Raw genomic sequence first — 25,136 nt, 5'->3', positions numbered from 1 at the left:
GCCCGTCGGCTTGCCGCAGGCCGTTGAGTAATACGAATTCCGATTGGATCGTGTTCAGCATCTGTGTGCTGGACGCGATCTAATCCGACCAACGTGAGTAGGACAAGATACTGGTTCTGAGTTGTGGAAGTGCATCCCGCGCTTTTTGCGGGGTGTACTGAAATTAAGCGGAATCAGTATAAGGTCTCACCCCTGGGCCTGAAGGTCGGTGTCGCCCAGGCGTTGCCCCAGACCGAGCTGCTCTTTCAGGCATCTGCTGGACCGCTCCGCCTGACCGATGTCCGCGCAGGTGACGCTCAGCATATTGAGGGTGCGGGCCAGCCATCCGCAGCGCCCAGGCAGACTCGGCCCGCTGCGGAGACGCTCGCTGGGCCAGCGGTCGAGCGGGGCTCTTCGTCACTTGCCAGCAAATATTGCCGCTGCCGCCTGACAGAAGATGAACAACTGCGAGGTAGACCGTGCCGACCAGGCAATACCCCCGACCACCGAAAGGGCAACCAGGGACAGACCCTCGCTGTGCTGTTCGTTCAGTCTCATCCCGACTCCGATTGAACGGTAACGCAACGGTTTCGGGGGGAGGCCCGCAGCCATAAGCGCAATTCTTTGCGACAAAGCAAAGCGCAGGCTCAGCCCGCGCTCCCTTACCGCTTCTTAAATTGTGATGCTCAGGCTGGAACGGCTCTAGGGGTCTGTCTGGCTGAGTTTTCAGAGCCAGAGGACAATGCACGCAACGTGTACAACGGCTAAAAACTGATGTCCACGTTTTTCGTAGCGGGTGGCGAGTGCTCTAAAATCCTTGAGCCGATTGATGTTGCATTCCACCACCTGGCGGCCCTTGTCGGCTTCAGCGTCGAATTTCGGGGGCCGACCTCCACGACTGCCCTTCTTCAACCGCGCTTTCTTGGCATCCTTGCGTTCAGGACAAACACAGACGATCTTGCGGCTCCGCAGTTGCTGACGGTACTTCCGTGCACCGTACGCACGATCTACGCGCACCATCGGCAGACGCTTCCGAGGGCGGCCCGGACCGGGCCGCCGGATGCAGACCTCGTCAAGGAGGGGAAGCAGGTAGGTCGGGTCGCTGGCCTGACCCTCCGACACCAGCACGGCCAACGGGCGGCGTTTTCCCTCGGTCAGCACGTGGATCTTGCTGTTTCGTCCTCCACGGCTGATGCCGAGCCACTCATCGTTGAGTGCCCCCTTTTTTCCAGCTTAGCTGGCTGTTTTCGTGCGCCCACCGCAGCGCGGTGGGCTTTACAACTGGTGCTATCCAGGGACGCGCCGTCCCAATCAATCTTTCCCTGAGCATCTTCCTTGACCTGGAGGGCCACGAGGACGCGTTTCCAGGTGCCATCGCGTGACCAGCGGGTGAAGCGATCCCAACACGTTTCCCAGGGGCCATACCGTTCTGGGATGTCCCGCCACGGTGCTCCCGTCTTCAGCCGCCAGAGAATGCCATTGATGACCGGCAGATGCGGCTTGTAGGCATGTCCGTGCCGGGGGTTACCTGGCCATTCAGGCTCCAGTTTTGCCCATTGTTCCGGCGTGAGATCTGTTCTGCCCATGACAGACGACTCTATCAAACTTAGCCAGACAGACCCTAGCGGCGTCCGGCAGGCACGTAGAGTTCGGCGGGCGAGGCCAGGAACCGGCCCAGCAGGCCACCGAGCACACCGCCGACAAGCGGGGCGACGATATACAGCAGACCGTGACTCACGCTGATCAGGCCGCCGAACATGAGTGACAGGGCGATGGCCGGATTGAGGACACCGCCGCTGAAGGCCCCAGCCACGCCAATTCCAATCGCCAGTGCCAGCCCGATGGCCAGGGCTGCCGCCGCGTCTGTGGCTTTGCTGACCACCACCCGCGTGACGGTGAAGGTGAGGATCAAGGCCCCCAGCAGTTCGGCCAGCCAGTACCCCGTGTTGGCGGGCACCGCACCTGCCGGATGGCCCAGGCCCCTCAGCAAGCTGGTCTGGAGCAGCATGGCCAGCGTGGCACCGATAATCTGCGCCACCATGTATTGCAGCCCGTCTCGCAGTGGAAACTGACGGGCGACAATCAATGCGGTGGTCACGGCAGGATTGATCTGCGCGCCCGAGACCTTGCCGATGGCAATGACCATCACGCCCAACGTCAGGCCGACGACGGCGAAGGTGGTGCCAGCGGGCGCGAGCAGCGCCGAGGTGACCAGCAGGAAAGTGCCGATGGCCTCGGCAGTGAGGCGCTGAAGGAGTGTATGCGCGGCATCTGGCAGTTGTTCGGTGGTCATCGGTTCGGTGGTCATCCGTCTCCTCGTATGGCTCCAGGCGAGCGCCTTTGGGTTGATGGTGCCGACTTGCGTGAAGAGTCCTTCGTTTTATGCGTGGTGGCCCAGAACGCCAAGCTATAAAGACGCTTTCTTCCACTCATCCCATCCACTCTAGCAGAATTATTTAGCCATCTAATTAACTACCGGCCCTCGTCTGACCTTCCCACTCAACTCAGCCCTTGACCAGCTCGATGTCCGCCAGCTCGTCCACCTTGAGGCCCCAGCGGTTCATCTCGGCCACGAACGGATCGGGGTCGAACTCCTCGACGTTGTGAACGCCAACTTTTTTCCAGACGCCTGTGAGCATCAGCGCCGCGCCGATCATGGCCGGAACGCCCGTGGTGTAGCTGACGCCCTGGGCCTGCACTTCCTTGTAGGTCTCGGCATGGTCACAGACGTTGTAGACGAAATGGACCTTCGGCTGGCCGTCGAGCCCCAGTCCTTTGGCCTGCACGCCGATGCAGGTCTGCCCGGTGTAGTTCTCGGCCAGCGATTCGGGGACAGGCAGCACGGCCTTGAGGAACTCGATCGGCGCGATTTTCTGGCCCCGGAAGTCGATCGGCACGATGCTGGTCATGCCGATCCCTTCCAGCACGCTCAGGTGCTTGATGTAGCTCTCGCCGAAGGTCATCCAGAAGCGGGCGCGCTTGATGGTCGGGAAGTTGAGCACCAGCGATTCGAGTTCCTCGTGATACAGCACGAAGCTTTTGCGGGTGGCGACTTTGGGGTAATAGATGTCCTGCGAGATTTCCAGCGGGGCCGTCTCGACCCACTCGCCGTTCTCGTAGTAGCGCCCGTTGGCTGTGATCTCACGGATGTTGATTTCCGGGTTGAAGTTGGTAGCGAACGCCTTACCATGATCGCCGTTGTTGCAGTCCACGATATCCAGGTAGTGAATCTCGGAGAAGTGGTGCTTGGCGTGCCAGGCGGTGAACACGTTGGTCGCGCCGGGATCGAAGCCGCAGCCGAGCAGCGCCATCAGCCCGGCTTCCTCGAAGCGCTGGCGGTAGGCCCACTGCCAGGAATACTCGAACTTGGCCACGTCCAGCGGCTCGTAGTTGGCGGTGTCGAGGTAATGCACGCCGGTTTCCAGGCAGGCGTCCATGATGGTGAGGTCTTGGTAGGGCAGCGCCACATTGATGACCAGTTCGGGCTTGAATGCATTAAACAGTTCCACCAGCGCCGGAACATTGTCGGCGTCCACGCTGACGGTGCTGAAGCGGGTCTGCGAGTTCGGCAGATGCTGGTGAATCTCGGCCACGATCTTGTCGGCCTTGCTGACAGTGCGGGTGGCGATCAGCACTTCGGTAAACACGCTGTCGTTCTGGGCGCACTTCTTGGCGACGACGTTGCCCACGCCGCCCGCGCCGATGATGATGATTCTGCTCATGCCAGGCAGTCTAAGGGATTCTGGAAGAATGGACGACCCGTCAATCAAGCAAAACGCCCCCGCCGAGGGGAGCGCCATGCTGAGCTGATTTCTGCTGGGCTGATTTCTGACGTGCCGTTACTTGCTGAGATTCAGGCCCACCAGCACCGGGTCGTGGTCGCTGGCGCGGAAGGGGCCGGGACCGTAGAGGTCCTGACCGGTGCAGGTGTTGCCCTTGGGCGTGTTGAGGGCGCAGCCGGGGACGCTCTTGAACTCGAAGTTGTAGTCGGCCACCGTCGGCTCGTCACTGTTGATGTGCCACTCGGTGATGCCGGTCACCTGGGCGCTCAGGCTGGTGCTGGCGAGCGCGTGGTCGAGGTAGCCAAACTGTCCGCTGAACTGGTAGCTGTAGCGGTCAGCGGCGGGAATGCGCTTGTTGAGGCTCTCGAAGCCGCCCTGGGTCAGCGCCTGAACCGGGTCCTCGTTGCCGTAGGCGTTGAGATCGCCCATCACCAGCACGTCGGGGTCACCGCTGAGGGTCTTGAGTCTGTCCACGAAGGCCAGCAGCGCTGTGGCCTGCTGCACCCGCAGCTTGTTCCAGCAGCCCTGGCCCAGATCGGGGTCGGACTTGTCGCAACTGCCCTTGCTCTTGAAATGGTTGGCGATAACCGTCAGCACGCCGCCCTGGGTGTCCTTGAAAGTCTGGGCCACCGGGGGGCGCGAGTAGACCGGGTTGGTGTCGATCTGGACTGCGCCCTGCGGGGTCACGCGGGCGGGCTTGTAGATGATGGCGACGTGGATGGCGTCGCTGCCGACGGTGCCGGTCTTGATGGAGTCGTAGGTGCCCGCCCCGACCTCTCTGTTGAGGGCCGCCACCAGCGCACTGAGCGCCGTGTCGCCGTTGTTCTGGACTTCCATCAGGGTCACGATGTCGGCATTGAGGCCCTTCAGGGACGCCACGATCTTGACCTGCTGGCGCTCGAACTCGCCCGCCGAGTTGGCCCCGCGCGGCCCGCTGCTGCCGTAGGTGGGGTTGAGGTCGGTGAAATAGTTGAGCACGTTCGCGCCCGCCACCTTGAGGCTACCGCCCACCGCCGCAGGCATATCCGGGCGCGGGTTGGCCGCCGTGAACACCGGCACTTCGACGGGTTCGAGCTGGTAGCCGCCCGCGTTCTGCACCCACACGCCGCTGACGCCCGAAACCGTGTCGCCGGTTCGCCGCGTCTGCTGACCATTCGTCTGGGTACCTAAGTAAGGCAGGGCCGCCGGATTCTGGGCGCTCACGCCGTCGTCGATGACAATTTTGCGCTGGTCATTGCTGGCCTGGGTTGAGGTGTCGTTGCCGTTGGTGGGATTGAACAACCGCCCGCCCGCGCTGAGGCCGAGCTGCCCGTAGCGGCCATAGCCGTAGTTGTCGGTCACGGTCAGGGTCTGCGGAAAGCTCAGGCGCATGCCCTCGTACTTCTCCCAGCCGCCGCTGTAAGGCAGGGTCACAGTGACTGCTTTGGGCAGCGGCTGATTCGGGGCCACCACTGTCTGGGCCGTCACGCTGTCGAGCTGGGTGCCCTTGGCAAATTCTTTGACGGTGCCGCTCACCTTCACCCGGTCCCCGATTTTGACTCCTCCGCAAGTGGCCGTGGTGTTGGAAGCGGCGATGCCGCAGAACACGAACAGCCCCTCGGAGGTATTGGGATCGCTATCGGCCACACTGTCAGCGTCTTGCATGGCGTAGCCGCCGAGGCCGGGAAAGACCCCCACCACGATGCTCTCGATACTGACCTGCTCGCCGACCTTGGGTGAGGCCACATCGGCGTCGGGCGTCGCGCCCTGAATGTTGTGAATGCGGGTGCCGCCGTAGGACAACTCCGGCGTGACGGGTTCGGCGCAGGCTCCCAGGCCCAGGGTCAGCAGGGCCAGGGCAACGGTAGAAAAGGATTTCATGAGCATGGATTCTCCTGAAAAGCAGGTGGGAAGAAACTGGCGGGTGAATTTACCGTCCACCTTAAGCGAAAAGCGTCAGCAGAGGCCAGCCGTTGATGGTCGCCCGTTCATGAGAAGGAGCACTGAGCTAGCCTGCGGGTGTGACTTCGACCACACCGCTTCCACTGGCCGCCATCATCACCGCTGGCGGCGCGTCCCGGCGCTTCGGCCGCGACAAGGCACTGGCCGTACTGGACGGGCACACACTGCTGGAGCGGGTGGCCCTGAGCCTGTCCGTCTGCTCGCCCCGCCTGCTCGTCGCGCCGCCGGGAAAGTACGTGCTGGGCGGCTGGCAATCCGTGCCCGACACCCGCCCCACCGAGGGGCCGCTGGCCGGGCTGGAGGCCGGGCTGGGCGCGCTGAACCCCGGCATCTGGGCCGCCTTCAGCGCAGTGGACCTGCCGCACCTGACGCCCGGATTCTGGCTCCGACTCTCGGCATTTATCCAGCCCGGCACTCAGGCGGTCATCGGCCTGAGCGCGGACGGGCGCAGGCAACCGCTGGCGGCGCTGTACCACACCTCGGCACTGGGGCAGGTCACGGCGCTGCTGAACGCGGGCGAGCGGCGGATACTGGCCCTGCTGGAGCGGCTGAGCGTCACGGAAGTCAGTTGGGCCGAGCTGGAAGAAGTCGCGCCGAGGGCTTACCGGAACGTGAACCGGGTAGAAGACCTGGGGTAAACCTTGGGGCTAGACCTTCTGGAACAGGCGACTGGGAACGTAGGCCCGCCGGGCAGGCACACTGACCAGCTCGCGCTCCGGGTAGCGCAGGGCCGTCAGCGCGCCGCCGTAGACGCAGCCGGTATCGAGGTTGAGGGCCTCTCCCGTGCCGCGCTGGCCAGACCAGGTGGGCTGACGCACCGGGCTGTGGCCGCTGACGATCAGATGCGGACCGCTGTGCAGCGCCGCCCAGTCCTCACGCCGCAGATGGCCGAAGGCGGCCAGCTCGCCGCAGTCCTGGCCATGCACGTTGTACTCACCCCGCTGGCTGCCGCCGAGGTCAGCCCGGTCCCCGGCGTGGGCGACGAGCAGGCGGCCCCCGTCCAGCATCAGGCGCGGCGGCAGGCCCAGCAGGAAGGTGGCGGCGCGGCGGCGAAAGGTCGGCGACTCGCCCGAAAGTTGCTCCAGACTCTGCGTCAGGCGCGGGCTCGGCTTGCGGATGTGGCCGCCCGACAGCGCCTGGCCCAGCCGCTCGTCGTGGTTGCCACACACCGACAGGGCTTGACCCGCCGACACGGCTTCCATCACCAGCTTCAAGACGCCCGGCGTATCCGGCCCCCGGTCGACCAGATCACCCACGAAAACGAGACGGCGGCCAGCAGGCGCGGTGAGACGCAGGTCTGCTGCCCCCGTGTAGCCCAGCCTGGTGAGGAGGGTCAGCAATTCGGGCAGGCAACCGTGAACGTCGCCAATCACATCAAATCCACTGGCCATCAAACCACTGGGCATCAAAAGAGCTGCCCGCCCTCGCGCAGCAGCATGGGCGCGCCGAAGGACCCTTCCGGCACGTCCGGCGACATCACAATGACCTGCGGCGGGCAGGAAGCAGCGCAGGCCCGGCAGCCCGTGCAGGAGGTCAGATCGAGGTGCAGGGTGATGCGCCCGTCCGGCTCCACCTCGCGCTCAATCGCCTCGGTGGGGCAGACATTGGTGCATACCGGGCAGTCGATGCAGCCCTCCCCGATACGCGGCGAGGCCCAGGCCACCAGCGTGTCCGGTGCGGGGGTGGGTTTGAGTGCCCGCCGACGCCACAGCCACTCGGCGGGGCGGCGCTCCTCCGGCACACTCCAGTCCACGAACGGCAGCGGGCTTTCAGGAATGACCTGGGCCACCACCCGGCCCGCACCGCGTGCCAGCGCGCCGAACATGCCCCGGCGCGAGACCTGCGGCCCCTTGAGCTGCTCGCCCGACGCCTTGCGGATGGTGACGCGGGCCAGCCGCCCCGTCGCGGCCCTGAGCTGCTGGGCCTCAGCGACCACCGCCGAGAGGCGCTCCGGCACGTCCGGGCGGCCCACCACGCAGGTTGGGCAGTCACCATGCAGCAGGGTCAGCTCAATGCCCCAGGCAGCGCTGGCAACCACCGCGCTGGGCGTCACCCGGCCCAGACAGGGCAGGCTCTGACCGCCCGCGCCGCTCTGCGAGCAGGTCAGGGTGGCTCCACTTTCTCCGTGCGCCTTGATGGCCCCCAGGGTGGCGGTCACGTCATATTCGAGTGCGCCGGTAGGACACACCTGCACGCACAGCCCACAACTGGTGCATTTGACCGGATCGATACTCACGCCGCGCTCGATGCTCACGGCCTCGTGCGGGCAGGCTTGCTGGCACAGATCGCAGCCGCCCACTGCCATCCGCTCGACCAGACAGCGCTGACCGGTGTAGCGCGGCACGGGGTTGCCGTACTCGCCGAGCAATTTGAACATCCCTTCTAACATGGGCAAAGTATGCACTGCGCCGGGCCGCCCGGATGTATGGCCAGGGCAGATGCGGGGTCAGCTCAGGTTCGGGCCTCTCTTACGGCGCGTTTCCGGCGAAGTATGGGTTGTCGCGTGTCAGGGCGGCCACAGCGGGCCGGGCGGCGGGCAGCAAAGCAAAGCGGCTGCCGCTGAAGGTGTAGCTCAGGCGGTAGATTCGGCTGGGCGCAGCGCTCAGCTTGCCTGCACACGGATCGTGCGCCTTGGTGTCGCCCTGGGCGCGGGTGAAGGTCGCCGATTTGATGCTGACCTCCAGACCCGAAACATTCGACCCAGCAGCGCCGCCCCGCCCCGGCAGCAGCTTCCAGTCCACGATGTGCTGAATGCTGCCGGTGGGTGAGCAGGCTTCGGCGGTGTCGTAGGTGCTGAAGAAATTCTGGGTCAGCACGTCCGGTTGTGCCAGGTCCAGCAGTACCAGATTCTCAACCACGGTGCCCATGCCGCCGTAATTGCCCTGACACAGCAGCAGGTCGCGCCCCCCTGCGGCAGGAACCTTCAGGCACTGACCCGTGCGAATCCCTTGAACATAGCGCAGCAGCTTCCAGCTCGTCAGACCCTGCCAGCGCAGCAGCAGGCTGCCCCCGAAGTTATTGACGTGCGGTTCACAGCCGTCCATATCGACCAGCGCGTCAGTCAGCCTGGAACCAGTGAAGTGTCCATAGCTGACAGCGGTAGGGGTCAGTCCCTCTCCCGTATTGTCATGAAATGAGGTAAACGCCGGGCAGGGCGTGCAGGCTCCCGTTGCGGCCCCGCTGGAGCAGACTGGAGCCAGCAGTTCGCGGGCCACCCTGGGCGTGATTTTCTGGGTCTTCTGGCTGCCTGCACCTGCCGGGGCTGCCTGGGCCGTCAGCACGGCCAGCGCCAGCAGCACGGTCTGAGCACCCATTCTCATTTGCCGCACCTCATTTGTAGTCCGGCCAGCCCGCCGCCTTGAAGGTCACGTCGTTCCACTTGGGATGCATGCCCTCGTCTTCCTGCAAGCTGGTCAGCTTGGCCCTGGCGCAGGCCTGGTACTTGAGAAGCTGCTGACGTTTTTCGGGCGTCTTGAAATTGCGGGTCACCAGCAGGCTCTGCACACTGTAGGTGTCCACCGCCGCGCCGAAATCCGGGTAGATCAGCTTGGCTTTCTGATAAAAGCCGCCCACCTTGTCGGGGCTGATGTCCAGGGGCAGCAGGTTGTACTGCTGCGGGTTGAGGGCCTTGACCCAGTCGGCGGGCTGGCCCACCACCGCCAGCACGGCGTCCACCTGCCCATTGCCCAGGGCAGCGAGGGCGGCGTCGCGGGTGGGGTAGGCGCTGACCTCGAAGTTCACACCCGACTTGGCCCGCAGCACGTTGGCCGTGACCACGCTGCCGCCCCAGGCCCCCACCTTCTTCCTGGCGAGTTCGCTGAATTTGGTCACGCCGCTGACACGCCCCAGGAATCCCTTGGTCGGCTTCCTGGCGATCAGATGGACTTCTTCCTGGTGCAGCGGCAGCAGGGTGCGAATCTCCTTGGCGCGGGGGTCGCCGTCGATCTGGTCGCGGGCCTTGAGCACGTCGAGCTGCACGAAAGCCAGCGACACCTGGTTGCTGAGCAGCAGGTCCACGCTCTCCACGCTGCCGGAGGTCTGACGCTCGCGCAGCCACGACGCCGAGGTGCAGATGTCGCCGAGGTTCTTGTACATGGTGGCGTAGGTGCCGCCCTTGCTGCCGGTGGCGACGTTCAGCACGCTGCTGGTCTGGGCCAGCGCCGGGCCGCCGAGGCCCAGCAGCACTGCGCTGCTCAGGGCCAGAGGATTCAAAATCGAGCGCTTCATTTCAGGCCTCCGTAAGGATCGTTGGTGGTGCCGGAACCGGACGAGCCGGAATGGGTCGGGCCAGGACCAAACGAACTCGACGTTCCCGCGCCGCCCAGCGCTCCGGTCTGGTCGAGGTAGATCAGGCCCGCACACAGCAGCAAGATGACCAGCAGCAGCAGGGTCAGCAGGCCGGGGCGTCTCACGGCTTGTCTGTCCTGATGCTGAGCGGCTCTGCGCTGATGGACTCACAGCCGAGGCTGGCCGACAGATCCGGCAGGGGCACGCCGCCCCGGCGCTGCTGATTGGTCGCCTGGGTCAGCAGCGCGGCGTCGAGCAGTTCGGCAGTGCGCCCGGAGCGGCGGGTGATTTCCGACAGGGCCGCCTCGGTGGTGTGCTGCTCCGCAACGCTGAGGCGGGCCACCTGCAAGGCACCGGCCACATTGCCGCGCGCCTCAGCCAGCCGCATGTCGATGCGGGCCTTCTTGATGACCAGATCGAACTCGCGCAGATCGTCTTGCATGGTCGCGTAGTAGGTCTGGGCCTGGGCGAAGGCGGCGTTGCTGGCACCGAGTTCGTTTTGCCAGTTGGCAATGTCGGCTTCCGGCAACTGGCCCCGGCTCTCGTCGATGACCCGCTTGAAGTCTTGCAGGTAGCCGCGCGCGTTGGCGAGCTGCTGGCCCTTCTGCGCGATCAGCTTTTCCATGTCGCCGCGCTTGGCAATTAATGTTTCGATGGGCAGGGCGCGGGCCACCGTTTCCTCGACCTTGGTGCGGGTCGCCCGCAGGCCCAGCAGAATGGCGGGCCACAGCACCACGAAGGCCACGACGGCAATGATGAAAGCGGCAATGGTCACGGTGGTCAGCGCCACGTTGAACACGGCGATGGCCGCGCCTGCAATGGCCGCCAGCACCAGCACCCCGAGAATGGTCGTGACGATGATGCTCGGCCCCGATCTGGTGGTCTGGATATTCTGCGTGCCGGGTTTCTCGATCATGACATTCCTCCCCATTCACTCGGTCTCTCCACAGACTTGGCCTACTTTGGTTCAGAATACGCGGCCCGGCTGCCTAACGTTTCAACCCGCACACGGGCAAACCAAAAAAACGCCCACCCACTGGGGGCAGGCGCACGGACACAGCGGCAGGGCTAGGCACTCAGGTACTGCGAATAGCTCTTGCGGAACTTGATCACCTTGGGAGTGATGACCGCCGCGCAATACGGCTGGGTGGGGTTGTTGGCGAAATACTGCTGGTGGTAGTCCTCGGCCACATAAAACTGACTGGCCGGTTCCAGGGTGGTCACGATGGCCCTGTCATAGACGTGCTGGGCGCTCAGGTCGTCAATGAAGGCCTGCACCTCGGCCTTCTCGGCTTCCGACTGGTAGAACACGGCGGAGCGGTACTGGGTGCCCACGTCGTGGCCCTGGCGGTTGAGCTGGGTAGGGTCATGGGTGGCGAAGAAGATGCCCAGCACATCCTTGTAAGGAATGACGCTGGGATCAAAGGTCAGGCGCACTGCCTCGGCGTGGCCGGTTCTGCCGGTGCAGACCTGGGCGTAGCTGGGACTGGCGACCTCGCCGCCGATGTATCCGCTCTCGACTTTGTGAACGCCCTTGACGTTCTCGAACACTGCCTCGGTACACCAGAAGCAGCCGCTGGCGAGGATGGCCGTTTGAAGGTTGGGTGAATCAGTCATGGAATCAGTCTGCCGCGCCGGGGAGGGCGACAAGGCGGGAAGTGGCACCTTTGGAGCTTGAGGAAACTTTAGTCAATTCGGCTGAGCGAGGCTACCCGGTAAACCGGCCCAGCACATCCGCTCAGTGAATCAACAGACGCGCCGACACCAGCAGCACGATCAGGGCGTAAATCACCTTGATGAAGGCCGAGCCGCGCAGCATCGCCAGGCGCGCGCCCACATAAGCGCCCAGGGCGTTGGCCGCGCCCATCGGCAGCCCGATCCAGAAGATCATCTTGCCGCCCAGCAAAAAGAAGATGAACGCACCCACGTTGGTGGCGAAATTGATGGCCTTGGCGTTGCCCGACGAGCGGATCAGATTGAAGCCCGAGAGCGTGAACAGGAACATCAGAAACGTGCCGGTGCCAGGGCCGATGAAGCCGTCGTAGAGGCCAACGACCAGCGTGCCGGGCAGGGTCAAAGCCAGTACCTTGCCGGTCAGACCAGGGTAGCGGTCTTCTAATCCGAACTTCTTATTGACGATCACCAGCACGCCCACGCCCAGGATGACCACCGCCACCAGATTCTTAAAGACATTGGGGTCGACGAAATGCACCAGATACGCGCCCAGCGCACTGCCGACAAGGGCCAGCGGAATCAGGCGCAGGATCAGCGGCCACTCGATATGCCCGGCCCGTCCGTACTGGAGCGTGGCGCTGCCCGAGCCAAAAATCGCCAGCAGTTTGTTGGTCGCCACTGCCTGCGCGGGCGGCAGGCCCATAAAAAACAGTGTGGGCAGCGTGATGGTGCCGCCGCCGCCCGCCACCGCATCGATAAATCCAGCGAGGAAGGCCAGCGGCAGGCCATAGAGGAGAACGGTCCAGTCGGGCATCCGCAGGAGTATAGGGGCGGCGGCACACTGAAAGCCGTGACCTCAGCAGGAACAGCCAGCACCCGCCTGACCGTGCTGCGCGGCAATTCGGAGTCGGGTGAGGGTTCAGCGGCCAGGGCTTTGCGCAAGCAGTTGAGCCGCCGCCTGGCCGGGGTGGAGCAGGCTGGCTTGCAGCGCACCGTACCGAGAGAACTCGGCGTGGCGGGCGGCGTCATGCTCAGTCTGATCGAGCAAACCGTGAAATCTGCTCCCGATTACATCCACCTCGTCGTGCGGAAAGGCAGGCTGAACGCCGGGCACTGTACGCTGACGCGGCATCGGGCGTCACGGGGCATCTCCTTCTCACGCCTGACCGGGACACTGAACCATGAACCGATTGCGCCTGGGCTTATTCGCAGGTATGTCGACGCTGAGCACCCTGACCTTCGCCGCGCCCTACCAGGCCAGCAGCGGCCAGGTTACCTTCGCTTACCGGGTCATCATCGTGCCCGTTCAGGGCAAGACCGCCCAAGTCAGCGCCGCACTGGACATCGATCCCGACGACCTCGCCAGTGCTGGCGGCACGGTGAGGGTGAATGTGGCTTCACTCAAAACCGGCAACACTCTGCGCGACGACCACATGGCCGGAGCGCTGGGAGCGGCCCAGTTCAGGGACGCCGTGTTCACGCTGACGAATGTGCAGGGGCTGGGACGTTTGCCCGAAGGCCAGGCGGTCAGCAGCACCGTCAATGGACAGTTGAGCCTCAAAGGAGTCACTCAGCCGCTGAGCGCCCCGGTCAAGCTGACACGCCAGGGCAACAGCATCGCCGTGGCGACCCAGTTCAAGTTCAATCCGCACGACTTCGGCGTCAATTACCTCGGCGGTGCGAGCAGCATCGCGGTGAATATCAGTTTCAAGTTACAGACACCGTAAAGGGACGCAGAAGCGGTGCGGCCCTCAGCGCCCGGCAATCTTGATGCGCCGCTCCAGCTGATCGGTAAACAGGGTCATGACGGTGGTGAGGGCCAGGTACACGGCGGCCACAGTGGTCAGCACCGGGATCGGCTGGAAGGTCTCGCTGCTGACCCGCGTTCCGGCCAATGTCAGTTCGACCAGCGCGATGGCTGAGGCCAGCGAGGAGTCTTTGAGCAGGGCCACCAGGTTGTTGACCAGCGGCGGCACCACCACCCGCAGTGCCTGCGGCAAGATGATGCTGGTCATGGTCTGCGCGCCGCTGAGGCCCAGGCTGCGCGCCGCCTCGCCCTGGCCCCTGGGAATCGCCTGGATGCCCGCCCGGATGACCTCGGCGTTGTAGGCCCCCACGTTGAGCGAGAGCGCGACCACCGCCGACCAGAACTCGTTGAGCTGCACATTGATGCCGATGGTTTGCAGTAAGGGCGGCAGCGCGTTGTAGACGAACAGAATCTGGACCAGCAGCGGCGTGCCGCGCACCAGCCAGATGAAAACCCCCGCTGGGGCACGCACCCAGCCGCTGTCACTCGTCCGCATCAGGCCCGCCAGCAGGCCCACCGCCAGCCCGATCAGGCCCGAAACGACGGTCAGCAGCAGGGTGATCCGCGCGCCGTCCACGAACAGGCTGGCCCGCGAACCGATGGGTTCAGGCATGATCCGCAGCACGGCACTGATCAGCAAAAACAGCAGGTAAAAAGCGACGCCCGCGCCGAGCAGCCACAGCAGCAGCGTCCAGCCGCCTAGCGGTTGAGACCTCGGTACGGCGGGTTTGGGGGCCGGGGCGCTCAAGGCTGTCTCCAGCCGCTCGAATCCATTCTGGTCTGGTCCTGACGCCCGCAGTCGTTGTGCATTCGGGATACTATCTCACAATTTGCCGATGCAAACGAAAAACGCCCGACTTCCTGAATGCGGAAGCGGGCGCGGGCGCGGCCTGACGCTCAGGCCAGGAACTTCAGCTCAGCGGCAACGAATGTCCTGGCCGAAGTACTGGTTGCTCAGCTTGGCGTAGGTGCCGTTGTTTTCGAGCTTGGCCAGGCTGGCGTTGAGTTCCTTGACCAGGCTCTCGTTGCCCTTCTTGACGGCCATGGCGATTTTTTCCTGGAACAGCAGATCGCCCTGCACCAGCTTGCCAGGCATGGACTTGACGGCGTCCAGACCCAGGAACTTGTCGCTCACCCAGGCGTCAGCGCGGCCCGCCATCAGCGCGGCCTCGGCGTCGGTGTCCTTGGGGAAGGTCTTGACCTCCTTGACGCCCTTGATCTTGCTGACGTTATCGAGGTAAGTGGTACCAACCTGCACCGCCACTGTCTTGCCCACCAGATCAGCCGCCGTCTTGGGACCGCCGGGCTTGCTGATAATGGCCCCGCCAGTGCAGTAGTGCGGGTCGGAAAAGTCCACGGCCTTGGCGCGCTCGGGGGTGATGCCGTGCGAGGCGATGACAAAATCGTAGCGGTCCTGGCCCAGCCCGATCAGCAGGTTGTCGAACGGCTGGGTGATCCACTCGACCTTGACGCCGAGCTGCTTGGCGATGGCCGTGCCCAGATCGACCTCGAAGCCGGTCAGCTTCTTGCCCTCGAAGTAGTTGAACGGCTTGAACGCGCCCTCGGTGGCAATCTTGATGGTACCCGAAGCCTTGATCTGGTCCCAGGTGCGGGCCTGGGCGGCGGCGGCGAGAAGCGTCAGGGTGGTCAGGGCGAGGATGGTTCGTTTCATAGTGGGCCTCCTGAGTAAGACCGGAGCGGCTCGGCGACCCGCAGGGTCAGTCGTGGGAATGATGACAATTTAGCGCATGGCGGTGAGGAGCAGGCGCAGTCGGGCGTCAGGGGAGGGTCAGGCCGGACCACGCCGGAGTCGGGGCAGCCGCAGCACAGAGCGATCACACCATAAAAAAAGCCGACCCCGATGAAGGGGCCAGCATTTTCGGCGCTCAGGCCAGAGAGGTGGCCAGATGCTTCAGTCGTCCGCCGAGACGACGACGGTTTCCTTGGCCATGTTGACCTGATTCCCGGCGCGGCCCGCAACACCCTCGTTGCTGTCGGCCTGACCACGGGTGCCCATCGGCTTGCCCCGGTCAATCGCCAGTTCGGTGCTGGTGTCGAAGGCGTGCAGGCGGGCATTGTCCACGAGAATGTCTACCACGTCGCCGGGCTTGATGTGGGCGTGGCCCTCGACCTTGGCCACCATCGTCTGCCCGTTAATTTCGAGCATGAAATCGGTCTGCGCGCCCAGCGGCTCGACGACCAGCACCTTGCCCTGAAGGAAGTTCTCGCCCTCGGGGATGTTGCTCATGCCGCGCACGCCGATATGCTCAGGACGAATGCCCATGAACACTTCCTTGCCCTCGTAGGCCTTGATGCTCTCGGCCAGCGGCCCGCGCGGGGCCACTTTGGAGCTGCCCACGACAAACTGGCCGCCGGTCACGCGGGCGGTCAGGAAGTTCATCGAGGGGCTGCCGATAAAGCCCGCCACGAACTTGTTCTGGGGGTAATCGTAGAGGTTCAGCGGAGAATCGACTTGCATCATCACGCCGTCTTTCATGACCACGATGCGGTTGCCGAGCGTCATGGCCTCGACCTGATCGTGCGTCACGTAGATGATGGTGGTGCCGAGGCGCTGGTGAATCTGGCTGATCTGCGACCGCACTTCCACGCGCAGCTTGGCATCGAGGTTGGAGAGCGGCTCGTCCATCAGGAAGACTTTCGGCTCGCGCACGATGGCGCGTCCCATCGCCACGCGCTGACGCTGACCGCCGGAAAGTTCTTTCGGCTTGCGGCCCAGCAGATGCTCGATCTGCAAAATCTTGGCGGCGTCGCGCACCCGCTTGTCGATTTCGTCTTTGGGGGTCTTGCGGAGCTTCAGGCCGAAAGCCATGTTCTCGTACACGTTCATGTGCGGGTAGAGCGCGTAGTTCTGAAACACCATGGCGATGTCGCGGTCTTTGGGCGGCACATCGTTGACCACCCGGTCACCAATCTTGAGCACGCCGTCCGAGATGTCTTCCAGGCCCGCGATCATCCGCAGGGTGGTGGACTTGCCGCAGCCCGACGGCCCGACGAACACCATGAACTCGCCGTCCACGACGTCCAGGTTAAAATCCGCCACCGCAACGTTCTTGGCGCTGTAGCGCTTGTATACGTGTTCCAGAGTCACTTCTGCCATGATTGCGCCTACCTTTAGCCCCGTCTCTGCGCCGTGAGCATCCTCGGCGAATTGGGGTACATGAAGAGAATGCCTATTGCTTTTTCCTGGGCCAACCGGACATTGAGAGTATACGGCGGGGCTGAGGGTGTGACAAGAGTGTGACAGACGAATGCAGGCGGCCTGACCTGCCAAAGGCAGCGCCCCGAACGGGAAGTGTTCGGGGCGCTTGACCTGCTGGCGCTGCTCTCCGTGTGCTGGCTTCAGCCCGCCTGCATCCGGAAGATGAACTTGCTGACCTCGGCCTTGAGGGTATCCACCATCTCGTTGAACATGTTGGTGGCCTCAAACTTGTACTCGGTGAACGGATCGCGCTGGCCGTAGCCGCGCAGGCCGATGCCCTGCCTCAGCACGTCCATGCCGTGCAGGTGCTCCTTCCAGTGCTGATCGACCACTTGCAGCAGCACGTAGCGCGAGAGCTGGTTGAGGGTCGCTGCGCCCATCTCGGCCTTGCGGGCGTCAAAGGCGTCGGCGGTGGCTTCCAGCAGGGCGCGGTGGGCTTCCTCGGGCGGGCGCTGCTGCATGCTGGCAAAGTCAAAGCCCTCCAGCTGCGGCACGGCGTCGAGCAGGGCGGCTTGCAGGCCCTCCATGTCCCAGTCGTCGTGGTCGGATTCCAGCGGCGCGAACTCGGCCAGCTGCATTTCCACGAAATCGGCGATCATACCCTCGATGCTTTCTTCCACTTCCTCGTCCGGCCCCAGCAGCACTTCGCGGCGCTGCGAGTAGACGGTCTCGCGCTGCTTACTCATCACGTTGTCGAATTCCAGCAGTTGCTTGCGGGTCGAGAAGTTGCGGTCCTCGACGCGGGCCTGGGCTTTCTCGATGGCCCCGGTGACCATCCGCGCCTCAATCGGCTGGGTGTCGTCCATGCCGAGGCGGTCCATCATGCCGACCACCCGGTCATTGGCGAACAGCCGCATCAGTTCATCTTCAAATGACACGAAAAACCGGCTGGAACCGGGATCGCCCTGCCGCCCGGCACGTCCACGCAACTGGTTGTCGATGCGGCGCGACTCGTGGCGCTCGGTGCCGATGATGTGCAGGCCGCCGAGCTGCTGCACCTTGATGTGGTCGGCCTCGATATCGTCCTGAAGTTGCTGGGCCTGCTGCACGAAATCGTCGGTCACGCCGGGAATCGCCCGGCCGAGTTCCAGCACCTGCGGGTCTTTGCGAACAATCGCCGTCATGAAGTTCTCGGCTTCCGGCGAGAACCGGCTGACGCCGAAATTCTGCTCCAGCGCCTCGCCCAGCAGAAATTCAGCGTTGCCGCCCAGCTTGATGTCGGTGCCGCGCCCGGCCATGTTGGTGGCAATCGTGACCTGCTTGCTGCGCCCGGCCTGCGCCACGATGCTGGCTTCCTGCGCCTCGTACTTGGCGTTGAGGACGTTGTGCGGAATCCCGGCTTCCTTGAGCATCTCCGAGAGCAGTTCAGACGTTTCGATGCTCACTGTGCCGATCAGAATTGGGCGCTCAGTCTGGTAGAGCTCCTTGACCTCGTTGACCACGTTCACGAATTTGCCGTGGCGGGTGCGGTAGATCAGGTCGTCGGCGTCGGTGCGGATGACGGGCCGGTTGGTCGGCACCACCAGCACGTCGGAGCCGTAGATGTCGAGGAATTCCTTCTCCTCGGTCTTGGCCGTGCCGGTCATGCCCGCGAACTTCTTATATAAGCGGAAGAAGTTCTGATAGGTGATGGTCGCCAGCGTCTGATTCTCGTTTTCGATCTTGACGTTTTCCTTGGCCTCAATCGCCTGATGCAGCCCCTCGCCGTAGCGGCGGCCCGCCATGCTGCGCCCGGTGAACTCGTCGATGATGACCACCTCACCCTCGGCGTTGACGATGTAGTCGGTGTCTTTCTGGTACATGTCCTTGGCCCGCAGCGCCTGGGTGATCATGTGGGCCTTTTCCATCTGCTCGGGGCTGTAGAGGTCGTCAATGGACAGAAGCCGCTCCAGCTTGGAAATGCCGCCCTCGGTCAGGTGCACGCCCTTGCTCTTCTCGTCCACGGTGTAGTCGCCGGTCGGCTCGGTGCGCTTGCCGGGGTCGGCGGGCTCACCCTTGACCAGGCGCTTGACCAGTTTGGCCATCACGTAGTACTGATCGGTGGCCTTCTCGGCGGCCCCCGAGATGATCAGCGGGGTGCGCGCCTCGTCCACCAGAATGCTGTCGACCTCGTCCACGATGGCGTAGTGCAGCGGCGTAGCGGCCCGCAGCACCAGCTGCTCCCTGGCCTGCGACATGTTGTCGCGCAGATAATCGAAGCCCAGTTCGGAGTTGGTGACGTAGGTGATATCGCAGCCGTAGGCGGCCTGACGCTGCGTGGGGGTCATATCGCGCTGAATGACGCCCACGGTGAGGCCCAGCGCCCGGTAAAGCAGGGCCATTTCCTCGGCCCCCACCCGCACCAGGTAATCGTTGACGGTGACCAGGTGCGCGCCCTTGCCCTCGAGCGCATTGAAGGCCAGTGCCAGGGTCGCCACCAGGGTCTTGCCCTCGCCGGTGCGCATCTCGGCAATCCGGCCCTGGTGCAGCGCCGCGCCGCCGATGAGCTGCACATCGTAGTGGCGCTTGCCGATGGCGCGGCGGCTGGCCTCGCGTATCAGAGCGAAGGCGGGCACCATCACGTCGTCGAGGCTCTCGCCGCCCTCGATGACCCGCGTTCTGAGGGCCATGAAGGCTTCGGCCAGGTTCTCAATTTTCTGGGTTTCTTCCTCCAGCGCATTGACCGGCTGCACCACCGTCTTGATGAGCCGCGCGACATCGCGCTGGTTGTTATCGAACATTTTGTTGAGGACACGAAACATGACATCAGAGTATAGCCTGACGGCGCGGCGCGAGTGAAGCGGATATTAGCGGAGAGGGCACAAGCGATCTGAGTGGGGCAGACTCAAGAGATCGGGGCCGAGTTAGACGTTTGCCAGCGGCGCATACGCCGTCGCCCCGTCGGCCAGCCCGCCCGGCTCGCGGCCTGCCCGGATCGCCGCCGCCCCCGCCAGGGCGATCATCGCGCCGTTGTCGGTGTTGAGACCCTTGCCAGGGAAAACGGCCCGCAGGCCCGACGCACCGAACGCTTCCCGCAACGCCTGATTGGCCGCCACCCCCCCCGACACCACCACCGTCCGGCGGCCCAGATCGTGTGCCGCCCGCAAGGTGACTTTCAGCAGGTGCTTGACCGCCACCGCCTGAAAGCTGGCCGCCAGGTCTTCCCCGCCCGCTCCAGCGCGGTGCGCCAGCAGGGCCGCCGTCTTGAGGCCGCTGAAGCTGAAGTCGTAGCCGCTCTGGCCGGTCATCGGTTCCTTAAACGTGACGCCCTTGGGATTGCCACGCCTGGCCGCCTCCGCGATGGCCGGGCCGCCCGGATAGCCCAGACCCGAGAGCCGGGCGATCTTGTCGAAGGCCTCGCCCGCCGCATCGTCACGGGTCGCGCCGATCAGTCGGTACTCGCCTTCCCGCACCACGTCGAACAGATGGGTATGACCGCCGGAGACCACCAGCGCCAGATATGGCGGCTGCAATTCCGCTTCGCCTGCCGCTGCGAAGATGTGGCCTTCCAGGTGGTGCGCGGCGTAAAACGGAATGCCCAGACCCTGCGCCAGCCCCTTGCCGTACATCAACCCCACCAGCAGCGCCCCCACCAGGCCGGGGCCGGAGGTGGCCGCCACCGCGCCGAGGTCGGCCACGCCGATGCCCGCTTCCTCCAGTGCGTCCTGCATCACCGCGTCGATGCGCTCCACATGTTCGCGGCTGGCGAGTTCCGGCATCACGCCGCCGTAAGCCGCGTGCACCGTCTGACTCCAGATGCGGTTGGCCCGCACCTCCACCTGCCCGCCGGGCTGCAGCGCCACCACGCCCACGCCGGTGTCGTCGCAGGACGTGTCGATGCCCAGAATCAGCAGGGGTTCGTTCGGCGGCTCAGCTTTCACGGGCGGCAGTGTAGCAGAGGTGTTGGCGCGAATTGTTTTTAAAAGGCCGGGGCCGCACCCTGAACGCTGGCGCGGCCCCACTGACCTGTACTACTGTCTGGCGGAGAGGGTGGGATTCGAACCCACGGTACAGTTGCCCATACTTCAGTTTTCGAGACTGACCCATTCAACCGCTCTGGCACCTCTCCAGCGCCGCCCGTACAAAAGCCCTACCCAAAGTCTGCGCGTGAGCGAGGCGAAGTGTAGCACGCGCCCACAGCGCCTTCAAGAGCCGACCCCGGCGGCGCTGCCCCCCACTCCTCCTCCATTCATCGGCGTCAAAGTCGGCGGCGCTACAGTACACGGATGCTCCGCCTCCTTTCGCTGCTGGCCCGCTTCTCCGGCCCCCACCGGCAGCCATGACGACGCCCGAAACCGCCGACACGCCCGCTTCCGAGGCCACCCTTCCGCCTGCCCCGGTGCCCCGCTCGGCCACCCGCAACACCCTGATCGTGATGGCTGGAACGCTCGGCTCGCGCTTATCGGGCGTGGTGAGACAGCAGCTCATCAACGGCTTCGGCAACGAACTGCTCGACGCCTTCACCATCGCCTCGAGGGTGCCCAACCTGTTTCGTGAACTGCTGGCCGAGGGCGCGCTGGTCAACTCTTTTATTCCGGTCTACAAATCGCTCTCTCCCGGCGAGAAAAGCCAGCTGGCCCGCGCCTTTTCCGGTGCCCTGATCGGCCTGAACCTGATCCTGATGGTGGCGGGCATCCTGGCCGCGCCCTGGATCGTCAGTTTGCTGGTCGCCACCAACGCCAACGTGGACATTGGGCTGGCCGTCTACATGACCCGGCTGATGATGCCCTTCCTGACCCTGATCAGCCTGGCCTCGATTGCCATGGGCCTGCTCAACGCCGACGAGCATTTCCGCGAGTCGAGCTTCGCGCCGATTGCCTTCAACGCCGTGTCAATCGTTATTTTGCTGGTTGCCACCGTCCTCTTTCCGCACTCGGCAACCTGGCTGGCGCTCAGCTGGCTCCTGGGCGGGCTGGCGCAACTGCTGGTGCAGCTCCCAGCGCTGGGCAAATACGGCCTACTGCCCACGCCGCAACTGATGACCCACCCGGCGCTGGGGCGGGTGCTGGTGCAGATGGCTCCCTTCACCCTGACCACTGGAGCACGCCAGATTCTCAACATCTATGTGCAGCGGCTGCTGACCAACGCGGCCCACTTTCCGCCGGGCACCGCCTTCGCCTACAGTAACGCCGAAACCCTGTTCACGATGGTCAACGGGCTGTTCGTGGTGAGTCCGGCGCTGGCCCTCTTCCCGCGCTTCTCGCAACTGGCCGCCGACGCCGACTGGACCGCCTTCAAGGCGCTGACCTACAGCACCCTGCGCACCGTGACCTTTCTGGCCGCCCCGGCAAGCGCGCTGCTGGTGGCGCTGGGCGGCTACGCCATCGGCATCTTCGACTTGCGCGGCAACATGCCGCTCGACCGCTTTACTTCCGGCACCCTGATCCTGACCGGCTGGGCGCTGGCGCTGGTGCCCTGGGCCATCAACACCGTGCTGCTGAGGACCTTCTATGCCCGGCAGCGCACCCGCGAGGCGGTGATGGTCAGCGCGGTGGGTTTCCTGCTGGAAGTGCTGCTCTACAACCTGATCGTGCCCCGGTGGGGCCTGATCGGCTTCGGCATCTCCACGACCATCTCGGGCCTGGGGGTAGGCGTCTCACTGATCTACCTCTACGGACGGCAACTCAGCTTCTCGGTGCCGCCGCTGGCGACGTATCTGGCCCGCGTGGTGGGACTGGCCGTCATCGCGGGGATCGTGGCCAAGCTGGTGTCGCTGCCGTTTCCCGCGCCCGGCCCCGGCCAACTGCTGCTGAGTGTGCTGGTGCTGGCACTCGCGGGCGGCGCAGGTCTGCTGAGCTACCTGGGGCTGGCAGCGGCACTCAACGTGGGCCAGGCCAGGGGGCTGATCAGCAGCGTCCGACGGCGAATGGGGCGCTGATCTGCTCAGCACTGCCAGTACGGGGTCCATGAAATGCGGTGGGGAGGCTGAACTTGAAGTGGCTTCCCCTTATTTTTGATTTGGCTCAACTCAACCGGGCAACTTGCCGTGCTTGACTCAGGGTTGTCGATCCGAAGGGCGCAACCATACTCACCTGTAGGCTTTTGTGCATATTGAGCATCTGAGCAGGATCATGGTAGGCTCAACTGGATTCGTGCGGGCTGAGCAGGCCCCGGCACCCCCCGCTCTGTCTCAGGAGAGAAATGCCCAAGAAGGAACGCAAGCGGCTACAAGTGGTGATCAGCGAGGAGCAGGACGCGCTGCTGACCAGAACCGCCTATGAACTCTCCAGCCCCGAGCGCCTCATCTCGAAAAGTGAGGTGGTCCGGTTGGCCATCGAGAAGATTGCCAAGGAACTCGGCGACGGCGAGCAGTTCGACGAGTACCGCGCCCTGCTGGAAGCCGACAACCTGCGAGACGACTGACCTCCTCGGCTGAACCGGGCACACAAGCTGACCTCCCGCACCGGGCAAGCTACACTCAGGCCCTATGCCGCTGACCGGAGGCCGGACCCTGAGCGGGCGCTACCTGCTACATGAACCTATTGGCGAGGGCGGCAGCGCGCAGGTGTTCCGGGCCACCGATTTGCACCTGGGGCGCGACGTGGCCCTCAAGGTGCTGCACGAGCAGGTGCATTTCCTTGACCGCGAACGCTTTTTGCGGGAAGTCAGGATTCTGGCGCGGCTCTCGCACCCTGGCGTGGTGGCCATTCACGATCTGGGCCAGGACGACGGGCGCGATTTTTTCACCATGCCGCTGCTGACCGGCGGGCCAATCAGCTCTTTAGGGCCGCTGGAAGACGCGCCGCAGAGCCTGGAGCGATTCCTCGACGCCGCTGCCTTCGTGTCCAGCGCGCTGGGTCACATCCATCAGGAAGGGCTGGTCCACCGCGACCTGACGCCCGGCAACGTGCTGCTGGGCGAGGACGGGTTGCCGCGCATCATGGATTTCGGGCTGGTCTCGATGAGTGAGCACACCCGCCACCTGACCCGCAGCGGCGTCACGCTGGGCACGCCGCAGTACATGGCCCCCGAACAAGCGCGCGGCAGCGGCGTGGGACCGAGCAGCGACCTCTATGCACTGGGCGCAGTGCTCTACCGGGTGGCCTGCGGCTCGCCGCCGTTTGTCGGCGACAACGACCAGAGCGTTTTGTTTCAGCATGTCTATGAGCAGGTGCCTGACCCGCGCGTCCTCAACCCGGCCATTCCCGACCACATGGCCGAGATCTTGCTGCACCTGCTGGCCAAGAAACCCGAGAACCGCCCGCCCAGCGCGCAGGCGTTGGCCGATTTGTGGGTGCAGGCCAGGGCCGACGCCCGCGCCGGAGCCGCCGCCCAGTACCGGGGCGGACGCACCCGCAGCGGCGCGCAGGCCAGTGGTCCGGCCTGGCCCGCCGAACTGCGCGCCCGCTGGAAGGTGGCGCTGCCCGGCGAGGTCACCTGGCCCTCGGCAGTGGTGGCGCACCAGGGTCTGCTGGCCGTCGGCACCCGCAGCGGCCACCTGGCGCTGGTGAGCAGCAGCGGCGACCTGCACGCCAGCCTTCCAGCGGGCGACGAGGTGACGGCCCCGGCGACCCTGCTGGGCGACAGTGTCATCTACGGCGCGTGGGACGGCGCACTGCGGCGCTCCAGCGTGGACGGCGTGGCCCAGTGGACCCACCAGACCCGCGCCGAGCTGACCGGCGCACCGACCCTGTGGGGAGAGCGGGTGCTGGTCACCTCGCGTGACGGCCACCTGCACGCCGTCAACGCCAGCAGCGGCGAACTGGCCTGGGCCTACCGCACCGACGGGCCGATTGCCGCCTCGCCGCTAATCTGGGGCGGGGCCGCCCTGATCGCCGACGAGAACGGCTGGTTGCACGCCCTGGACGCCGTGAGCGGCACCCAGCTCTGGAAAGTGGAAGTGGGCGTCACCCACGCTACCCCCGCACTGATGCCGCTGGGCAACGGACACAGGCAGCGCGGCGAGGCGGCCCTGATCATCGCCACCTGGAAAGGCGAGGTCCACGCCCTGCATCTGCAAATCAAGGGCGGGCGGGCCAGCCTCGCGCCGGAAGCGGTGCTGTGGAGTTACGACCTCGAAGACGAGGTGTGGGCCGCTCCAGCCGTGCAGGGCGAGACAGTCGTGGTGGCGGGCTGGGGTGGGCAGGTGCGGGCGCTGAGCCTGGAAAGCGGCGACGATGTGTGGGCGCACCGGCTGGAAGGCCGGGTCACAGCCAGCCCGGTCATCAGCGGCGCGCATGTTTATCTGGCGTCCGAGGTGGGCGAACTGTGCGCGCTGAATCTGCACACGGGCCGGGTCGTCTGGCAGCAGCGCGAGAGCGGCGGCGTGCAGGCCACCCCACTGGCCGACGGTGGCAGCCTTTACGTCGCCTTCATGGACGGCACTTTGCGGGCCTACCGCTGACCGTCTCACATCCAGGCGGCCCCGGAGCGCGTATATCTGGATGTACAGTCTTCCGGATCTGCCGCCCAGTGTAATCGCCCAGCGCAAACGCCGCTCTTTCATCTGGAACCAAATTTCATTTGG

The 25,136-nt window shown here is 64.7% G+C and carries 23 protein-coding genes and 1 tRNA gene; 5 read left to right on the top strand and 19 right to left on the bottom strand.

From position 1 onward, the window contains the following. Positions 1 to 705: 705 nt before the first annotated feature. The 4 genes from N0D28_RS05330 to N0D28_RS05315 form a co-directional block, all read right to left on the bottom strand. A protein-coding gene (locus tag N0D28_RS05330; RefSeq protein WP_260561338.1) for an IS5 family transposase occupies positions 706 to 1,565 on the bottom strand; the annotation gives its coding sequence in 2 pieces (ribosomal slippage) (positions 706 to 1,208 and positions 1,208 to 1,565; 861 coding nt in all). Between the two features lie 35 nt (positions 1,566 to 1,600). Further along, positions 1,601 to 2,287: an aquaporin gene (locus tag N0D28_RS05325; protein ID WP_260561337.1), complete on the bottom strand. Its 687-nt coding sequence runs from the start codon at positions 2,285 to 2,287 to the stop codon at positions 1,601 to 1,603. A 196-nt stretch (positions 2,288 to 2,483) separates the two neighbouring features. Then, positions 2,484 to 3,701, bottom strand: coding sequence for a saccharopine dehydrogenase family protein (locus tag N0D28_RS05320; protein ID WP_260561336.1), 1,218 nt, complete (start codon positions 3,699 to 3,701; stop codon positions 2,484 to 2,486). A gap of 117 nt (positions 3,702 to 3,818) precedes the next feature. Continuing rightward, positions 3,819 to 5,627: an ExeM/NucH family extracellular endonuclease gene (locus N0D28_RS05315; protein WP_260561335.1), complete on the bottom strand. Its 1,809-nt coding sequence runs from the start codon at positions 5,625 to 5,627 to the stop codon at positions 3,819 to 3,821. A gap of 134 nt (positions 5,628 to 5,761) precedes the next feature. Here N0D28_RS05315 and N0D28_RS05310 point away from each other — a divergent pair, with 134 nt between their 5' ends. After that, positions 5,762 to 6,340 (top strand): molybdenum cofactor guanylyltransferase, encoded by a 579-nt coding sequence (locus N0D28_RS05310; RefSeq protein ID WP_260561334.1) that lies wholly within the window; start codon positions 5,762 to 5,764, stop codon positions 6,338 to 6,340. A 9-nt stretch (positions 6,341 to 6,349) separates the two neighbouring features. On the opposite strand, the gene N0D28_RS05305 is transcribed toward N0D28_RS05310, so the two are convergent. The 9 genes from N0D28_RS05305 to N0D28_RS05265 form a co-directional block, all read right to left on the bottom strand. Beyond that, positions 6,350 to 7,093, bottom strand: coding sequence for a metallophosphoesterase (locus N0D28_RS05305; RefSeq protein ID WP_260561333.1), 744 nt, complete (start codon positions 7,091 to 7,093; stop codon positions 6,350 to 6,352). 14 nt (positions 7,094 to 7,107) lie between these two features. Further along, complete coding sequence (locus N0D28_RS05300) at positions 7,108 to 8,091, bottom strand: 4Fe-4S dicluster domain-containing protein (protein WP_260561332.1); 984 nt, start codon at positions 8,089 to 8,091, stop codon at positions 7,108 to 7,110. A 79-nt stretch (positions 8,092 to 8,170) separates the two neighbouring features. Then, positions 8,171 to 9,022: a hypothetical protein gene (locus N0D28_RS05295; protein WP_260561331.1), complete on the bottom strand. Its 852-nt coding sequence runs from the start codon at positions 9,020 to 9,022 to the stop codon at positions 8,171 to 8,173. A 10-nt stretch (positions 9,023 to 9,032) separates the two neighbouring features. Next, complete coding sequence (locus N0D28_RS05290) at positions 9,033 to 9,929, bottom strand: TAXI family TRAP transporter solute-binding subunit (protein ID WP_260561330.1); 897 nt, start codon at positions 9,927 to 9,929, stop codon at positions 9,033 to 9,035. Further along, positions 9,926 to 10,114, bottom strand: coding sequence for a hypothetical protein (locus tag N0D28_RS05285; RefSeq protein WP_260561329.1), 189 nt, complete (start codon positions 10,112 to 10,114; stop codon positions 9,926 to 9,928). The genes N0D28_RS05290 and N0D28_RS05285 overlap by 4 nt, the downstream gene beginning before the upstream one ends. After that, positions 10,111 to 10,905: a hypothetical protein gene (locus N0D28_RS05280; protein ID WP_260561328.1), complete on the bottom strand. Its 795-nt coding sequence runs from the start codon at positions 10,903 to 10,905 to the stop codon at positions 10,111 to 10,113. The genes N0D28_RS05285 and N0D28_RS05280 overlap by 4 nt, the downstream gene beginning before the upstream one ends. 152 nt (positions 10,906 to 11,057) lie before the next feature. Then, entirely contained in the window at positions 11,058 to 11,606 is a 549-nt protein-coding gene (msrA, locus tag N0D28_RS05275) for a peptide-methionine (S)-S-oxide reductase MsrA (RefSeq protein ID WP_260561327.1), read from the bottom strand. 121 nt (positions 11,607 to 11,727) lie between these two features. Beyond that, the gene (locus N0D28_RS05270) at positions 11,728 to 12,477 is read right to left on the bottom strand and encodes a TSUP family transporter (protein WP_260561326.1); all 750 of its coding nucleotides are present in this window, start codon (positions 12,475 to 12,477) and stop codon (positions 11,728 to 11,730) included. Between the two features lie 105 nt (positions 12,478 to 12,582). Beyond that, on the bottom strand, positions 12,583 to 12,795 hold the full coding sequence (locus N0D28_RS05265) for a hypothetical protein (protein ID WP_260561325.1): 213 nt from the start codon (positions 12,793 to 12,795) through the stop codon (positions 12,583 to 12,585). A 49-nt stretch (positions 12,796 to 12,844) separates the two neighbouring features. On the opposite strand from N0D28_RS05265, the gene N0D28_RS05260 reads away from it, so the two are divergent. Beyond that, positions 12,845 to 13,390 (top strand): YceI family protein, encoded by a 546-nt coding sequence (locus N0D28_RS05260; RefSeq protein ID WP_260561324.1) that lies wholly within the window; start codon positions 12,845 to 12,847, stop codon positions 13,388 to 13,390. Positions 13,391 to 13,414: 24 nt separating this feature from the next. On the opposite strand, the gene N0D28_RS05255 is transcribed toward N0D28_RS05260, so the two are convergent. The 6 genes from N0D28_RS05255 to N0D28_RS05230 form a co-directional block, all read right to left on the bottom strand. Then, entirely contained in the window at positions 13,415 to 14,218 is an 804-nt protein-coding gene (locus N0D28_RS05255) for an amino acid ABC transporter permease (RefSeq protein WP_260561323.1), read from the bottom strand. Positions 14,219 to 14,386: 168 nt separating this feature from the next. Further along, positions 14,387 to 15,142 (bottom strand): ABC transporter substrate-binding protein, encoded by a 756-nt coding sequence (locus N0D28_RS05250; RefSeq protein ID WP_260561322.1) that lies wholly within the window; start codon positions 15,140 to 15,142, stop codon positions 14,387 to 14,389. Positions 15,143 to 15,382: 240 nt separating this feature from the next. Continuing rightward, a complete protein-coding gene (locus tag N0D28_RS05245; RefSeq protein ID WP_260561321.1) occupies positions 15,383 to 16,588 on the bottom strand; it encodes an ABC transporter ATP-binding protein in 1,206 nt (401 codons plus the stop codon). A gap of 242 nt (positions 16,589 to 16,830) precedes the next feature. Next, positions 16,831 to 19,431, bottom strand: coding sequence for a preprotein translocase subunit SecA (gene secA / locus N0D28_RS05240; protein ID WP_260561320.1), 2,601 nt, complete (start codon positions 19,429 to 19,431; stop codon positions 16,831 to 16,833). A 102-nt stretch (positions 19,432 to 19,533) separates the two neighbouring features. Then, on the bottom strand, positions 19,534 to 20,550 hold the full coding sequence (tsaD, locus tag N0D28_RS05235) for a tRNA (adenosine(37)-N6)-threonylcarbamoyltransferase complex transferase subunit TsaD (RefSeq protein WP_260561319.1): 1,017 nt from the start codon (positions 20,548 to 20,550) through the stop codon (positions 19,534 to 19,536). A 98-nt stretch (positions 20,551 to 20,648) separates the two neighbouring features. Continuing rightward, positions 20,649 to 20,738 (bottom strand) — tRNA-Ser (locus tag N0D28_RS05230). 210 nt (positions 20,739 to 20,948) lie between these two features. Here N0D28_RS05230 and murJ point away from each other — a divergent pair. The 3 genes from murJ (at position 20,949) to N0D28_RS05215 (ending at position 25,013) form a co-directional block, all read left to right on the top strand. Further along, a complete protein-coding gene (murJ, locus tag N0D28_RS05225; protein ID WP_260561318.1) occupies positions 20,949 to 22,547 on the top strand; it encodes a murein biosynthesis integral membrane protein MurJ in 1,599 nt (532 codons plus the stop codon). A 263-nt stretch (positions 22,548 to 22,810) separates the two neighbouring features. Beyond that, the gene (locus tag N0D28_RS05220; protein ID WP_260561317.1) at positions 22,811 to 23,032 is read left to right on the top strand and encodes a transcriptional regulator; all 222 of its coding nucleotides are present in this window, start codon (positions 22,811 to 22,813) and stop codon (positions 23,030 to 23,032) included. A gap of 64 nt (positions 23,033 to 23,096) precedes the next feature. Beyond that, complete coding sequence (locus N0D28_RS05215; protein ID WP_260561316.1) at positions 23,097 to 25,013, top strand: serine/threonine-protein kinase; 1,917 nt, start codon at positions 23,097 to 23,099, stop codon at positions 25,011 to 25,013. Positions 25,014 to 25,136 lie beyond the last annotated feature (123 nt).

This window comes from Deinococcus rubellus, from assembly GCF_025244745.1.
GTDB classification, from domain to species: Bacteria; Deinococcota; Deinococci; order Deinococcales; family Deinococcaceae; genus Deinococcus; species Deinococcus rubellus.
Note: the sequence above shows the minus strand (reverse complement) of the source record. Positions and strands in the feature narration are given on the sequence as shown.